This is a genomic window from Solwaraspora sp. WMMA2101, from assembly GCF_049179175.1.
Taxonomy (GTDB): domain Bacteria; phylum Actinomycetota; class Actinomycetes; order Mycobacteriales; family Micromonosporaceae; genus Micromonospora_E.
Genome location: NZ_JBMHMA010000006.1, coordinates 409,149 through 424,207, shown reverse-complemented (window position 1 = coordinate 424,207; position 15,059 = coordinate 409,149). Strand labels below are relative to the sequence as shown.

12 protein-coding genes and 2 pseudogenes are annotated in these 15,059 nt (G+C 70.7%); 7 read left to right on the top strand and 7 right to left on the bottom strand.

Going from position 1 to position 15,059, the window contains the following annotated elements:
• Window positions 1-5: 5 nt before the first annotated feature.
• The 3 genes from ACN28F_RS02455 to ACN28F_RS02445 all read left to right on the top strand — a co-directional run bounded on the left by ACN28F_RS02455 (window position 6) and on the right by ACN28F_RS02445 (window position 4,146).
• Window positions 6-1,331 (top strand): hypothetical protein, encoded by a 1,326-nt coding sequence (locus ACN28F_RS02455; protein ID WP_421356930.1) that lies wholly within the window; start codon window positions 6-8, stop codon window positions 1,329-1,331.
• A 78-nt stretch (window positions 1,332-1,409) separates the two neighbouring features.
• A complete protein-coding gene (locus ACN28F_RS02450; RefSeq protein WP_421356929.1) occupies window positions 1,410-3,179 on the top strand; it encodes a GNAT family N-acetyltransferase in 1,770 nt (589 codons plus the stop codon).
• A 103-nt stretch (window positions 3,180-3,282) separates the two neighbouring features.
• Window positions 3,283-4,146, top strand: a complete 864-nt coding sequence (locus ACN28F_RS02445) for an aldo/keto reductase (RefSeq protein WP_289206507.1) — start codon at window positions 3,283-3,285, stop codon at window positions 4,144-4,146.
• An 82-nt stretch (window positions 4,147-4,228) separates the two neighbouring features.
• On the opposite strand, the pseudogene ACN28F_RS02440 reads toward ACN28F_RS02445, so the two are convergent.
• The 4 genes and pseudogenes from ACN28F_RS02440 to ACN28F_RS02425 all read right to left on the bottom strand — a co-directional run.
• Window positions 4,229-4,546 (bottom strand): annotated as a pseudogene (locus ACN28F_RS02440) (class I SAM-dependent methyltransferase); the annotation flags it as partial.
• A gap of 137 nt (window positions 4,547-4,683) precedes the next feature.
• Complete coding sequence (locus tag ACN28F_RS02435; protein ID WP_421356928.1) at window positions 4,684-8,400, bottom strand: MMPL family transporter; 3,717 nt, start codon at window positions 8,398-8,400, stop codon at window positions 4,684-4,686.
• 149 nt (window positions 8,401-8,549) lie between these two features.
• The gene (locus ACN28F_RS02430) at window positions 8,550-10,031 is read right to left on the bottom strand and encodes a sensor histidine kinase (RefSeq protein ID WP_289206505.1); all 1,482 of its coding nucleotides are present in this window, start codon (window positions 10,029-10,031) and stop codon (window positions 8,550-8,552) included.
• 2 nt (window positions 10,032-10,033) lie between these two features.
• The gene (locus ACN28F_RS02425) at window positions 10,034-10,747 is read right to left on the bottom strand and encodes a response regulator transcription factor (protein ID WP_421361229.1); all 714 of its coding nucleotides are present in this window, start codon (window positions 10,745-10,747) and stop codon (window positions 10,034-10,036) included.
• Window positions 10,748-10,950: 203 nt separating this feature from the next.
• Here ACN28F_RS02425 and ACN28F_RS02420 point away from each other — a divergent pair.
• The 3 genes and pseudogenes from ACN28F_RS02420 to ACN28F_RS02410 all read left to right on the top strand — a co-directional run.
• Window positions 10,951-11,352, top strand: a pseudogene (locus ACN28F_RS02420) (zinc ribbon domain-containing protein); the annotation flags it as partial.
• Window positions 11,322-11,459, top strand: a complete 138-nt coding sequence (locus tag ACN28F_RS02415; RefSeq protein ID WP_289206504.1) for a hypothetical protein — start codon at window positions 11,322-11,324, stop codon at window positions 11,457-11,459. The pseudogene ACN28F_RS02420 and the gene ACN28F_RS02415, both read left to right, overlap by 31 nt.
• 90 nt (window positions 11,460-11,549) lie before the next feature.
• A complete protein-coding gene (locus ACN28F_RS02410; protein ID WP_421356927.1) occupies window positions 11,550-12,260 on the top strand; it encodes a DJ-1/PfpI family protein in 711 nt (236 codons plus the stop codon).
• A 33-nt stretch (window positions 12,261-12,293) separates the two neighbouring features.
• On the opposite strand, the gene ACN28F_RS02405 is transcribed toward ACN28F_RS02410, so the two are convergent.
• Window positions 12,294-12,488 carry a DUF397 domain-containing protein gene (locus ACN28F_RS02405; RefSeq protein WP_289206502.1) on the bottom strand — a complete coding sequence of 65 codons (195 nt, stop codon included), beginning with the start codon at window positions 12,486-12,488 and terminating at the stop codon, window positions 12,294-12,296.
• Complete coding sequence (locus ACN28F_RS02400; RefSeq protein WP_289206501.1) at window positions 12,485-13,312, bottom strand: DUF5753 domain-containing protein; 828 nt, start codon at window positions 13,310-13,312, stop codon at window positions 12,485-12,487. Before ACN28F_RS02400 ends, ACN28F_RS02405 begins: the two co-directional genes overlap by 4 nt.
• Window positions 13,313-13,520: 208 nt before the next feature.
• On the opposite strand from ACN28F_RS02400, the gene ACN28F_RS02395 reads away from it, so the two are divergent.
• Window positions 13,521-13,883, top strand: a complete 363-nt coding sequence (locus ACN28F_RS02395; protein WP_289206500.1) for a hypothetical protein — start codon at window positions 13,521-13,523, stop codon at window positions 13,881-13,883.
• 187 nt (window positions 13,884-14,070) lie between these two features.
• On the opposite strand, the gene ACN28F_RS02390 is transcribed toward ACN28F_RS02395, so the two are convergent.
• Window positions 14,071-15,015, bottom strand: a complete 945-nt coding sequence (locus ACN28F_RS02390; RefSeq protein ID WP_289206499.1) for a septum formation family protein — start codon at window positions 15,013-15,015, stop codon at window positions 14,071-14,073.
• Window positions 15,016-15,059 lie beyond the last annotated feature (44 nt).

Genomic DNA, 15,059 nt, shown 5'->3' with positions numbered 1-15,059 from the left:
GACCCGTGTCCGAGGTGGATCAGAAGCAGCCGCAGCAGGCGCGGGCTGTCCGCCGTACCGTCGACGTCGCCCGGGTCGGGCGGTGGCTGGCCGGTCCGGCGGGCCCCGGCGTCGTCGGGGTCTTCTTCACCGTCGCGACGGCCGCGTTCAGCGCGGCCGGTGGCATCGCACCGGACCTGGCCGCCGAGGGCTGGACCGGCGGCCGGGGCGGCTGGCTGGTGGCGTTCACCCTGGCAGGGGTCGTCACCCTTGCCGTCGGCGTCGGAGCCTGGTGGTGGCGTAACCGGCTCCGCGACCGCCTCGGCGTCGCCTACGTCGTCAACGAGGTGGCGGCCGGCTGGACTCCGGAGCAGAAGGACGGCTTCCTCAACGACGTCCGGGGCCGGTTCGCCGTGTTCCGGCCGGTGCCGCCGCTGCGCACCTTCGACCGGGCGGCGGTCTGGCCGCAGGGGGCGGAGGCGGTCCGCTGGGGCCGCGACGTCGACAACCTGGTCCGCCACTTCCAGGTGGCAAGCTACGACCCGGACGGCCGGGACGCCGCCCTGGACCGGTCGTTGTTCGTCTGGGCGCCGTGGCCGGTGGCGGCGGCCTTCGGACACAAGGTGACCGTGGCTGAACGGGGCCGGGCGCTGCAGGTCCGCCAGCGTGACAGCTTCGGCCGGCAGGGGCCGCTGCGGGTCGGCCCGGTCGAGCCCGGGCACACCTTCCAGGGCCCGGCCGACCGACCCGACGGCGGGCTCTCCGGGGAGCTGCGGGTGCAGCGCCACCCGGCGAGGCTGCGGGTCACCACAGACGGGGTCGCCACAGCCGGCGTCGCCACAGCCGGGGTCGCCTCCTCGGTCGTCGCCACCGACGACGGGGCGACGCCGGAGATCCTGCTGCTGGTGCTGCGGACCAACCATCACGAGTTCGGCCCACTGCCGAGACTGCCGGCCGATCTGACCCAGCGGGCCGCCCACGACGACGCGGCCGCCGCCAGCGACCGCGAACCGCTCGTCGTCGAGCTGCACGACGCCGCCGGGCTGGGCCTGTCGGAGACCGTGTCGACGACGCTGCGCGAATGGCGCTACCTGCCCCGGCCGGGGGAGACACACCACCACTGGCAGGACTATCCGCAGATCGTGGCGACGGCGGCCCAGTGGATCGCCGAGCAGGCGGCCAGCGCACCGGGCGCGACGATCCTGCTGGGCGCGCAGGTCCCCCAGGAGGTGGCGGTCGGCCTGGGCGTCCGGTCGGCCCGGCAGGCCGGCTGGCCGCGCGAGTTGTGGCCGCTGGTGCACTCCGTCGGCAACGGCACCTTCACCGTCCCCCGACTCAACCTGGGCCGGTAACCGGGGATCTGGGTCAGTTCGACGGCCCCGCCGGCACCCTGCGCGGCTGTTCTCTGACTATAGTCAGAGATTGTGGGCATGACGTCTCAGACCCAGACCATCCGTGCGTTCAACCGCCTCGTCACCGAGAGAATCGGCGTGCTGGAGGACCGCTACCTCGCCCGCGACCGGCCACTGAGCCTCGACCGTCTGCTGTGGGAGATCGGCGAGGCTGGCATCGAAGTCCGCGAGCTGCGCAGCCGTCTCGGGCTCGACTCCGGTTACACGAGCCGGCAGCTCCGCGCCCTGGAGCAGGAAGGTCTGGTCGCCGTGTCCGCGTCGGAACACGACAGCCGGGTCCGTCGAGCAACGCTCACGCCTGCGGGGTTGGCAGAGCTGACGGTGCTGGACCGGCTCTCCGACGAACTCGTCGAGACGATTCTGGCTCCACTGACCGAACGTCAGCGAGATGAGCTCGTCGCGGCGGCGACGACCGTGCGACGCATGTTCACCGCGTCAGCGGTCACGATCGCTGCGGTCGACCCTGCCAGCGACGCGGCGCGGTGGGCGGTCGACGCGTACCACCGTACGCTCGACGAACGTTTCGACGGCGGGTTCCGGCCGGAGCGCAGCATTCCCGCCGTCGACGACACACTGCGTCCCCCGTCCGGACAGTTCCTGCTGGCGACGTTGCAGGACCGCCCCGTCGGATGCGTCGCCGTCACGAAGGTCGACGAGACGGCGGCAGCGATCCGACGACTCTGGGTGTCGCCCGAGCTGCGCGGGCTGGGAGTCGGCCGGCGCCTGCTCGACGCGGCCGAGCAGGCGGCCACGTCCCTCGGGGCGAGCGCCGTCCGGCTGGAGACCAACAGGTCCCTCACCGAGGCGATCGGCCTGTACCGGGCAGCCGGGTACGACGAGGTCGCCCCGTTCAACGACGAGCCGTACGCACACCACTGGTTCGTCAAACCGCTGCCCGGCGGCGGCACCGGTGCCCCACCTGGCGGAGTCGGCTTCATCGGGCTGGGCATCATGGGCCTGCCGATGGCCCGGCGGCTCGCGCACAGGGGCGTCCGGCTGACCGTGTGGAGCCGCACCCCGAAGGCCGACGAGGAACTCGACTCGGCCGGCACCCGCACCGCCGTCGACGTCACGGAGGTGTTCGCCCGCAGTGACACGGTGTTCGTCATGCTGCGCGACGCCGACGCGGTCGACCAGGTCCTCCGCGACGTCCCTGGAGGGCTCGCCCGTCTCGTCGCCGGACGCACGATCGTCAACATGGGAACCCTCTCCCCGGAGTACTCGAAGGCGCTGGCCGACGAGGTCGAGAGCGCCGGCGGACACTACGTCGAAGCGCCGGTCTCCGGCTCCCGGGTGCCGGCGCAGGACGGCAACCTCGTCGCGATGGTGGCGGGCCGTCCCGACACCGTCCGACGCGTCGCCCCGCTGCTCGATCCGATGTGCGCGCAGATCACCATCTGCGGACCCGTGCCATCCGGTATCACGATGAAGCTTGCCGTCAACGTGTTCCTGATCGCCCTCGTGACCGGCCTCGCCGAGGCGTTCCACTTCGCGGACAGGCACGGTCTCGATCCACGCCTGCTGCGTGAGATCCTCGACGCCGGGCAGATGTCCTCCCCGATCTCCCGGGTCAAGACCGCGAAGCTGGTCGCGGGCGACCTCACCGCGCAGGCAGCGATCTCCGACGTACAGATGAACTCCGCGCTCATCGTCGACGCGGCTGTCTCCGCAGGTGCCGCCGTCCCGCTCAGCGACCTGTGCCGTGCTCTCTACGCCGACGCCGTGCGGCGCGGCGACGGGGCGCTCGACATGGTCGGCGTCATCCGTACCATCGCGGTCGGGCGGTAACTCTGCCGTTGGACAGATCAGCCGCTCACGGGAGAGGGTGAAATTTGGGCAGAGCGGGTACGTCATCCCGCAACGCACCGAACAGCTTCCAGGAGGAGTCTGCATGCACACCCGCTACATCGGTGAGGTCGGCGTCGGCGCGATCGGGCTCGGCGGTATGCCGATGTCGATCGAGGGACGTCCCGACGAGCAGCGGTCGATCGCCACGATCCACGCCGCGCTGGACGCCGGTGTCACCCTGATCGACACCGCCGACGCCTACCATCTGTACGCCAACGACGTCGGCCACAACGAGTCGCTGATCGCCCGCGCCGTGGCGACCTACGGTGGCGACACCTCCGACGTGCTGATCGCCACGAAGGGCGGTCACCTGCGACCCGGCGACGGCTCCTGGACGCAGAACGGCTCGCCGGAGTACGTGAAGAGCGCCTGCGACGCGTCGCTGAAGCGGCTCGGCGTCGAGGCGATCGGCCTCTACCAGTTCCACCGGCCCGACCCCAACGTGCCGTACGCGGACTCGGTCGGCGCGATCCGCGACCTGCTCGACGCCGGCAAGATCCGCCTCGCCGGCATCTCCAACGCCGACCCGGAGCAGATCCGGCTCGCCAACGACATCCTCGGTGGCCGGCTGGTCAGCGTACAGAATCAGTTTTCCCCGGCCTTCCGCTCCAGCGAACCGGAGCTGGAGCTGTGCGCCGAACTCGGCATCGCGTTCCTGCCGTGGAGTCCGCTTGGCGGTATCTCCAGCGCCGCCGACCTCGGGTCGCGGTTCGCGGCGTTCGCGCAGGTCGCGAAGGAGTACGGGGTCAGCCCGCAGCAGGTCTGCCTGGCCTGGATGCTGGCGAAGTCGCCGGTGGTGATCCCGATCCCCGGGTCGTCGCGCCCGGAGACGATCCGTGACTCCGTCGCGGCGGCCGACCTCACGCTGTCGGCCGAACACCTGGCCAGCCTCGACCAGGCCGCCTGACCGCCCGGCCCGCCCGGCTGCCGGAGCTGGTCCTGCCGCTGCCGGGCGGCGGCGGACCCGGGAGCAGCCACCGGATCCATGTGTCGGCCAGCGACGGCCAGTCGACGAGGAGGTCGGCGAACTCGGGGAGGTAGTCGCGGGTGAGTCAGAACCGCTCACGCCAGCCGGTGTCAGCGGCGTCGTACGTGAACACCACCACGCGGCGGGCCACCCGCCGCATCTCCCGCAACCCGGCGACGGGGTCCGGCCAGTGATGGGCGGTGCTGACCGCCATCGCGGCGTCAAAGGACTGGTCATCGAACGGCAGGCTCTCCGCAGCGGCGGCCAGACACGGCGCTGCACCCGGGGGCCGCTGCGCCCGCATGACCGCCGACGGTTCCACCGCCGTGACGTCACGGTCGGGACTACCGGCTGGTCCCGGTCATTCTCATGCGCCGCGGTCCGCGGATCACCGACGCGCTGCGGCTGGCGCCGCGATCCGGAGCAGCGGCGATCGGGTCAGCCGGTGCTGACCCGATCGCGTGATCAGCACACGCCTCAGCAGAACCACCGGGTGATGCGCGGCGGCTGCCACTCGCCGGTCAGCACGTCGTCGGTGGGTAGGTAGACCCGCATGTAGACGTGGAAGGTGCCGGTCGGGGCGGGCAGCCAGTTCGCCGTCCCGCCGGGTGGTGGAGTGGTGGACAGGAACAGGTCGAGTGATCCGTCCTGGTTCACCGTGAGAGCGGAACGATCGCTGAGGGCGTACCGGTTGAGCTCGTTGGGAACGAGGAAGTAGTTCTCGTCGTACATTGTCACCGACCAGAATCCGTCCGCGCTCGTCGGTGGGAGAGCGCCCGGCCGGAAGTGCAGTCGGTAGGAGTGTTCACCGCTGAGTGGCTGGCCGAGCAGATCGGACTGGGAGAAATAGTACGTCGACTCGGCGGGCACGTTGGCGCCCAGGCCGCCGGCGGCGATGCCGGCTCGGAGCAGGTAGTCGGTGCCGTAGGTGCCGGCGCTGAGGCTCGACCGCCACGTCCGCCCGGCGGTGGGGAACGCGGCTTCCGCGTGGCCGGCGGCGAGGTACGCCTGCCCGTCGGTCACCGCCGCCTCCAGGGTGGCGACGGCCTGCGGATCCCCTTGGCTCGGGTTCCCGCCCGGCTCGACGCTGAGCGCGGCGAGACCGGCGAGTGCCGGCGCGTCGGCGGCCGGTGGCGGGTCGGCCGCGAGCACGGCGGCCAGTTCGTCGAAGAAGGCGGCGCCGGCGTCGTAGGGGGTCTGTGGCCGTGGCAGGTTCGCACAGTCGGGCGTAGGCAGCGGCGGCGGCGTGCCGGTGGCGGGCGTTTCGAGGACGGCGAGCTGGTACCCGGCCATGACAGCCCAGGCGGCGGACACGTCGTCGGGGTTCTTCACGAGTGTGCGACCCAGCAGCCATACGTCCCAGGTCGGCGCGGACACCGACGTGACGCCGGTCGGAAGCTCACCGGACCATCCGGGCGGAACGATTGCGTACCTGCCGCCCGCAGGGTCCACGGTGCTGGTGCCGATGTTGGTGAACACGTTGGTGTACATGTCGAGGAACTGGAAGTTGTAGTACCGGTCGTCGATCGCCGGTACCGTCAGCACGACCGGCCCACGACGCAGGTCGAGCCATGCGATGGAGTAGAGGGTGTCGACGTTGGGTGCCACCACGTCACGGCTGGCGGGAGTGGTGAGCTCAGGCGAGCTCGCCAGCGTGTTGACGTTCCCGATGGCGCACAGTTGGTTGGCCCGGGTGCGGGCGGCAACGACCGGAGCGTAACCGTATAGGTAGGCGTCGATGCTGGACGTCGTTGTCGACGCGGTGGCTTGGGCGCCTGACGGCACCGCGAGGCACCCGACGAGCGCTGCGATCACGGTTACCGACATGGCTGCCAGAGGGCGGGTGGGCATGCGAACCTCCCTGATCGAATTGATTGAGAGATCGGTGATAAGCGCTTTCGTGCGGCCCGTGCTACCGGCGGTGCCTCCTCTTGAGGAGGACGGCTTCCTGCTGGTTGGGGCACCCCTGTCACTGCCTTTGCCAGGTGATGGAGTGCCGTCGGGATCGGGATCGGATCCCGACGGCGGCGATGGTGCGCGGGTGATGTCGTCCTCGGTGCGGGTGTGTCCCTCGACGGAGCCGGCGGCGTCCCCGTCGGCCGGGCGGTCCAGTGCGACACCTTCCACGTCCATGGCGGGCAGCAGACGGTCGAGGCGGTGCGGCAGTGTCCAGGCGTGTGTGCCGAGCAGCCCGAGTGCGGCGGGGACCAGCGTCATCCGGACGAGGAAGGCGTCCAGGAGCACGCCGAGGGCCAGCGCGAAGGCGATCGGGCGGACCGTTGCCGTCCCGCTGACCACGAAGCTGGCGAAGACCCCGATCATGATCAGTGCGGCGGCCGCGACGACCCTGCCGGCGTGCCGTGCTCCCTCGCGTACCGCCTCCCTCGGCTCGCGGCCGTGGATGACCGCCTCGTGGATCCGGGAGACGAGGAAGACCTGGTAGTCCATTGCCAGACCGAACAGCACAGCCATCACGATGATCGGCATGAAGCTCACCAGGGAGCCGGTGGCGCCGTCGCTGAGGATGCCGCCGAGCCAGCCCCACTGGAACAGCACCACGGTGACGCCGAGGGTCGCGCCGAGGGTGAGTAGGTAGCCGACCGCGGCGATGAGGGGCACCAGCAGGGAGCGGAAGACCATCGTCAACAGCACCATCGACAGGCCGACGACGACCAGGGCGAACGGCAGGATCGCGGTAAGCAGCCGGGCGGAGACGTCGACGCCGAGCGCGGTCGTCCCGCTGACCTGGATGGTTGCGCCGGTCGTGGCGGTGATGTCCGCGGCCTCGTGCCGGATCGTCTGCACTAGGTCGGCGGTCGCCGGGTCGGCGGGTCCGGTCGCGGGGATCACCTGGATCAGCGCGTACCGGGCGTCGGCGGAAATCCGCGGCGGCGCTACCGACGCTACCCCGGGAATGTCGCTGAGACCTTCGGCGACGGCCGTGGCGGCCGTGTCCGGCTGGCTGGACCTGGAGAGGTCGGCGAGCACGAGGACCGGACCGTTGAGCCCGGGTCCGAACTCGTCGGAGACCGTGTCGTAGACCTGGCGCGCCTGGTCGCTGTTCGGCAGGCTCCCGTTGTCGGGCAGCGCCAGTCGCATGCCCGTCACCGGCACCGCCAGGACGAGTAGCGCGCCGACCCCGGCGGCGAGGATGACGACGGGCCGGCGCAGCACGCCCCGCACCCAGCGCTCGGCGCCGGGGACCGCGCGGCCCTCGGCGACGGCCGTGGCCCGCCGGCTGTCCCGCCCGCCCGGGCGCGGCGCCAGCCGCCGCCCGGCCACCGACAGTAGGGCCGGCAGCAACGTGATCGCCACCAGCACCGCGAGGAGCACGGTCGCCGCCGAGGACACCCCCATCACGGTGAGGAACGGCACCTGCGCCACGGCCAGGCCAAGGAGGGCGATGATCACGGTCGACCCGGCGAACACCACCGACGACCCCGCAGTGGCGGTGGCCCGGGCGACGGCCTGCGCGACGTCCGCCCCTGCGGCCAGTTCGGCGCGGTGGCGGACGACCAGCAGCAGGGCGTAGTCGATACCGACCGCGAGCCCGAGCATGAGCGCGAGCGTCGGGGCGGTCGTGGAGATCGTGGTCAGGGTCGAGGCCACCCAGATACCGACCAGCCCGGCGGCGACGCCGACGAGCGCGGTGAGCAGGGGCAGCCCGGCGGCGACCACCGACCCGAGGGTGACCGCGAGGACGACGACCGCCAGCAGGAGGCCGATCACCTCCGCCGCGTGCGAGGCGGAACTCGGCCCGCCGGAGAGGGCGTTGCCGCCGAGGAGCACGGTCAGCCCGGCCTGCTCGGCCGGGGCCATCGCAGCCCGGACGTCGTCGCCTGTCGAGTCGGGCAGTTCGCCCTTGAGTACGTCGAACTGCACGATGGCCAGCCCGGATCGACCGTCGGCGCTGACCGTGCCCGGGGCCTGCGGTGGCGCGACGGCCCGCACGTGGTCGATTTTGGACACCGCCGTCAGCGACCGCTGGACGGCGGCGGTGTAGGCCGGGTCGCTCACTGTCCCGCCGTCGGGTGCCTCCAGCAGGATCTGCAGCGAGGTCCCGCCTGCACTGGGGAACTCCTCCTGCAGCACGTTCAGGGCCGCCTGGGATTCCGAACTGGGGATGGTGAACTCGTCGGTCAGGGCGCTCCCGCGCGCCGCGAGGCCTCCCACGAGGGCCAGGAGCAGCAGCACCCAGCCTCCGATCACGATGAATCTCTGCCGGTGCGCGAACCTGCCTACGCGCTGCAACAACCGGGCCATCAGCTCGTCGTCCCTTCCGCTGTCCGGCGGGCCGGATGCCCGCTCGCCGTCCAGTCGACCGGCATGAGCTGACGGTGCGCCTATCCGGACCCTGACGAGCCCCTGCCGGGAACCTGATGGTTGGCTGACGGCAGCGCTGTGGGTGCCGCGACCGGGAGCCGGACGGTGATCGTGGTGCCCTCGCCGACCACCGACCGGCCGGTGACCTCGCCGCCCTGCGCGGTCACCAGGGCTCGGACGATGGACAACCCCAGCCCGGAGCCGGATCCGTCCCGGGACCGGCCGGCGTCGACTCGGTAGAACCGGTCGAACACCCGGGCCAGGTCGTGCTCGGCGATGCCCGGTCCGTGGTCGACGACCTCGACGGCGACCTCGCTGCGGGCGGCGGGGCCGACGGCCAGTTCGACGGGCGTGCCGGCCGGGGTGTGCTGGACGGCGTTGCCGACGAGGTTGCGGAACACCTGCTCCAGCCGCGGTGCGTCGCCGAGCACGGTGACCGGTCCGGCCGCCTGCAGGGTGATCGCCCGGTCCGGCTTGATCACGCGCGCGTCCTCGATGACGCCTTCCAGCAGGGGCAGCAGGGGGACCGGTTCGGCGGCGAGCGGCCGCCCGGCGTCCATCCGGGCGAGCAGGGCCAGATCCTCGACGAGCAGGCGCATCCGGCCCACCCCGGCCTCCATCCGGCCCATCGCCCGGTCCAGGTCGTCGCGGTCCTCCAGGCCGCCCTGCACGTATAGGTCGAGCCAGCCGCTGATGCCGGTGAGCGGGGTGCGCAGTTCGTGCGAGGCGTCGGCCACGAACGAGCGCAGGGCCTGCTCGGCGCGGCGCCGGGCTTCGAACGCCTCGGTCAGGGCCGCGGCCAGCCGGACCGTCTCGGTACCGGAGCCGTGGGCGAGATCGCCGAAGTCGTGGTCCCCGGCGCCTCCGGCGATCTGGTCGGCGGCCTCAGCCATCCGTTCCAGCGGGCGCAGGCCGCGACGCAGGCTCAACGCGGCCACCGACCCCAGCACGATCAACGCGGCGACGGCGAACCCGAACCCGGTCCGCCGCAGGCGGACGATCACCGCCACGTCGTCGGTCCGGTCGACGGCGACGACAAGGAACCCGAGCGGGATCGACGTGCCGTCGCCGGACTCCACGACCAGTCCCGTGGCCCGGGCACGGGCCACCAGGAACGTACGGCCCCCAGCGGTCAGGTCGGCGGGTTCCCCGATCGGCAGGTCGCGGGTAGCTGCGACGAGGTCGCCCGCCGGTGGTGGTGGGCCATCTTGGAGCCGGTCGAATGTGAACGCCGGCCGGCCGCTCATGTCCAGACCGACCACGACCACGCCGGCGAAGGCGGGCAACGCGTCCGGCTCGATCACCACCCGGTCACGTCCGCTGAGGATCCCGCCGACGGAGGCGTTGATGTTCCACAGCCGCTCCTCGGCCCGCTCGGCGAGGTAGCGCTGCAGGAACAACGAGGTCAGGGCAGGACCGCCGACCAGCCCGACGAGCAGCAGGACGAGCAGATGGACCAGGAGCCGGCGACGGATCGACAGCGGCCGCACGGGCCGCCGCACCCTCACCGGGGCTCCCTCACCGCGTACCCGAAACCACGCACGGTGTGGATCAGCGGCACGGACGCACCGTCATCGATCTTGCGGCGAAGATTGGCGACGAACCGCTCGACGACGTTGGCGTCCCCACCGAAGTCATACCCCCACACGTGCTGCAGGATCTGGCTCTTGGACAGCACCCGCCCCGCATTGTTGAGTAGAAAGACAAGCAGCCGGAACTCGGTCGGCGACAAGTGCACCGGCCGCCCCGCACGAGTAACCAGGTGAGCATCGAGGTCGACGGCCAGGTCGGCGAGCAGCAGCCGGTTGTCCTTGGACGGCACGTCGGTGCCCGCCGTCCGTCGCACCAGCGCCTCCAGCCGGGCGACGACCTCGGCAACGCTGAACGGCTTGGTGACATAGTCGTCGGCGCCGAGCCGCAGCCCCTGGATCCGGTCCTCCACCTCCTGCCGCGCGGTCAGGAACAGCACCGGCGTGGTCTTGCCCCGGCCGCGCAGCAGCCGGACGGTCTCGAACCCATCAAGGCCAGGCATCATCACATCGAGCACGACAACATCGAACTCCTGGCCGGTCAGGCGCACCAACGCCGTAGCGGCGTCGGGCACGGCGTGCACCTCCCAGCCGGCGAACCGCAGGGTCGACTCGAGTAACTCGCGGATCTGCGCGTCGTCGTCGACGACCAGGACTCGTGGCACCGGCACCCGCACATCCTCCTCCACTACCGGCCCAAGGCGAAGCGCACAGCTGAAGTGCACAGGCACGCGCGCATGCCGGCCCACCCGGACGTCCGTAGCTACCGGAATGCGGGCCAGTGCTCCGGCCTTCGGCTGGGCGGTGAAGCCCGCACTGGGAGGGTCGCCAAGGCCCGAGCAGTGCCTAACCGGGACGGTTCGGCGTTCGTGACGCCGGGTGGGCCAGCTTCACCAGCATGTTGGAGTACAAGGCCGCGCGGCACGGGCGGACGTTCGGCCGGATGGACCGGTTCTTCCCGTCCACCCGGATGTGCTCCGACTGCGCACGCGTCGACGAGAAGACGGCGCTCGACGTTCGAGCGTGGGACTGCGCCTGTGGCAGTCACCATGACCGGGACGTCAACGCCGCCATCAACATCAAGGCCGCCGGGCAGGCGGACTTCAACGACCGTCGAGCGCGGGTAGGACCGGGACTCGTCCCGGTACCGCGCGGTGAAACGGTAACCCACCGGAACGCCGCGCGTGTCACGCGCAGCGTGGCTGGAATCGCCGTCCTTCCGGGCGGCGAGGATGTCAAGGCAGCGAGACGATTCCGCATGTCGTGGCCCGTGCGGTGCTCGGCGTACTGGTGATCGTCCTGGCTGGTCGGACCACCCGCAACCGGATCTTCAGCCTCGCCACGGCGCTGCCGTTGGCGCTGCTCGGCCTCGGAGCGTTCCTGGCGGCCAGCTTCGGCTGAACCAAAGGATCCTTCCCGTGCGTCACCCGGAACCAGCACGGTTTTATCGCCGACTATCTATCAGCTGGCATTGGTGACGGAAGGACGTAGATGAAGCGACGGGCGATGTTGACGGGTGGGGCGGCGGTGGGCGTCGGAGCGCTGGCCGGCGGACCGGTTGCGGCTGCGGCGACGGCCGCGCCGCCGCGTGACACCAACAGACCCTTGCGGGTACGGATCGTAATGTTCGATGGTGTCGAGGAGCAGGACTTCATCGCCCCGAAGGAAGTGTTCTCGCTGGCTGGGTGGTACAGCGAGCGGGAGATCGACGTCAACTACATGGTGCACGGTTGGCCACGCCTGGTCACCGCAGCGTTCGGCACCGAGGTACGGGTCAAGCACGGTTGGCAGCCCGAGACAGCTGACGTGATCATCGTGCCCGGTGGTGGTCGACCCGGCGAGCCCGGCATCTGGGCGGAGATCGAAGACGGGGCGCTGCCCAGCGCACTCGCGGCGGCTCCCCGGCCGAGGCTCATCATGTCGTCGTTGTGCACCGGCGCGGTGCTCCTTGCCGTGGCCGGCTTGGTCGATGGCCGTCCCTGCACAACGCACACCGTCGCGAAGCAGCAGCTGGCCTCGCGCGGCGGCATCGTCAAGAACGCCCGTGTCGTCGACGACGGCGACCTCGTCACCGCCGCCGGCATCACTTCCGGCCTGGATCTGGGGCTGCACCTGGTGAAGCGTCTGCTGGGCGCGGACGTCGCCATCCGCGTCGAGGAAGCCCTCGAATACCAGGCACGGGGCACGGTCTGGACCCAGTGAGCCGGCAGACCGTGCCCCGTGCCGGGAGAGGTGTCAGTGGGGGAGGGTGCCGGTTTGTAGGGCGGTGGTGAAGGTGCCCCACTGGCGGGTGGTGAAGGTGAGGGTGGGGCCGGTGCGGTCCTTGCTGTCGCGTACCTCGGCCTGGCCGGCGTGCCGGCGGGCCTCGACGCACTCGCCGCCGTTGCCACCGCTGCGGCTGGAGGTGAACCAGGGGGTGTCGGGCTTCATCGCAGATGCTCCTCGATCGGGACCGACTGCTCACGGATCAGCCGGAAAATTCGACGGTACTCCGCCAACTCCTCCGGGCGCTCCAGGTAACGAGCGCCCACATGGGACTCCACGTAGGCGATGTCCGGGTCGTCCGGGTCGGCGAAGTCCAGCAGAGTGAACGGGCTGACCATCGCGGCGTGTGCACCGGCGGACCAGGGCAGGACGCGGACCTCGACCCGGACCCGTCGACCCAGACTGGCCAGGTGGGCGCGTTGCTCGGCCATCACCGCTGGGCCGCCGACCTCGCGGACCAGCGCGCCGGCACCGAGGACCGCCACGATCCGAGCCGGCTGCTCGCGGTCGTAGTAGGAGATCTGCCGATCCAGCCGTGGTGAGACCTGGCGTTCGATCTGCTGGTCGGATGCCTGCGGGTCGGCGGCGCGGAAGACGGCGCGCATGTAGTCCGGCGTCTGAAGCAGGCCGTGAATCAACTCCGGGTTGTAGTTGTGGATCTCGGTGGCGGCGGCTTCGAGGCCGACGTACAGGCGGAACCAATCCGGTACGGCGTCGCCGTGCGACTCCCACCACCCGTGATCATCACTGGCGGCGGCGAGTCGGGTCAGCGCGTCTGTCGTCTCCGGATCGGCACCGTAGAACCAGCACAACCCGCGAACGGTGTTCATCTTGACCGGAAACTTGCCGGTCTCGATGCGCCACAACGTCGTACGCGAACAGACCTTCGCCCGCTCCACCTCCTGCTCGGTGCGGGACGACTCCTCCCGCAGCCGGCGCAGTCGTCGCCCCAGCTGACGGCGCACCACAGTCGGTCCGGTGACCGGCATCGCTTCACCTTCCTCTCGTCGCCACACCCAGCACCCGCGCCAATGTTTCACAACGGAACCGCTGGTCGGGTCGGTCGCCGAATTCGCCACATCACAGTGGAGACGAGCCGGCGTCCACGATTGAGTCTGCCGTACGCGGGCTGGAAATGTGGTCCGCCACAGGGGTCAATTCATGGAATCCGGTATCTCATGACGGAGGTTTGCGAACATGAGTGAGCGCACCGCCAACGACGGACACGTACCGCCGACCGGCGTGTCCCGCGTCGACCGCGCGGGCCGGTCCGAGTTTCCGCTCGACGGACTGCTGACCTGTGCCGGCTGCGACCGTCGGCTCGCCTGCCTGCAGACGCTCAGCGGCCGGGCGTACGGCGCACCGTGCGGCTGCCGGCCCGGCCCGGTCAACGCCGAGAAGATCGAACGTCTCGTGCTCGACGCGGTCGTCGCCCACGGACGTGGCGTGCTGATCCAGATCGAGGACGCCGCCGACCCGGGCAGCCTGATGCGTCGCTTCCTGGCCGAGGTCTACGTCGGCACCACCATCGACGAGCTGGACCTCATCTGGCTGTACTGACCGGTACGGCGGTCAGAGCGGGTGGGTGGCGCAAGGACGGTGCCGCAGCCCGACGTAGAAGACCGGGCCGACCTCCGGCTGCCATACCCCGCACCTTGAGCGTGACCCCCGACAGGTACTGCGACGTCAGCGGGCCACCGGTACTCATCGTGTGCGGCCTGTTGGCGGTTGCGCCTGAGGGGCCAGGTCACCGGACCGGCAGCAGCTCAGGCCCGCCGCCCTTGGCCGACTCGGTCAGCAGGGTAAACGAATCCGCCATGTACAGGAAACACCGCACCCGTGGGTCGCCGTCCCATCTGAACCTGTCCTCAATGTCGAACCAGACCGTGCCGATCCGGTTGGGCAGGTCGTCGTCGACCGGCAGCTCCGCGTATTCGGCGACCAGCTGCAGACATCGCTGATGCAGCATGTCCGACTCGGTCCCAGTGGTGTCGAGGTCGACAGTCGGTAGAGTTCGCCGGTCGACCGATCCGACGAACTCGCTGTGATGCGGCACGCGGCAGTCGACCGGTTCCATCGCCGCGACATAGCCGTCGCTGTCCAACGGCGTTTGGTAGCAGCCCAACCGGAGCGGAGCATCGCCGGCCAGCGCGCCGCGTAGGCTCCCGGTCCGCGGGGTCACCTTGATGGGAGTCATCACGCCGCTGACCTCGGCCAGATCGCAGCGGAACCAGCGAGCCCCGTTGCTCCAGGCGGTCTGCGTCGGCATCACCACGGTCAACTTGATCAGCCCGTGCTGCCAGATGTCGCCGAGAAACTCGGCGGCGCGTGTCTCGCACTCCTCCAGGGCCGCTTCATACGTTTGATCGAAACCGACCGGGGTGGTCGTCCGCCGTGCGGCGGCCCCGGTGAAGGTCCCGACATGCACCGTCTCGAACCGGTGCAGCCGCGTGCAGTCCACCGGCAGGTAGTACCTGACGCTGCCGGAGGTGGCCTTGTCGCGGTGGCAGGTGCCGGCCTGCGGGGTGAACAGAGTCGGCTCGCCGAAGCTGGCCCAGCCGTCAGCCAGGTCACCGTCGATGCCCTCAGGCGGGGGCGCGCAGCCGGCTGTCACGAGCAGGGACAAGACTGTGAGCAGCGCCGCCAGTGCCGCCAGGGCCGGCGACCGGCCACCGCCTCGCCGTTGTGTCACGATCCGACTGCCTCCACGTCCGCCAGCTCGATGTCCGCCAGCAC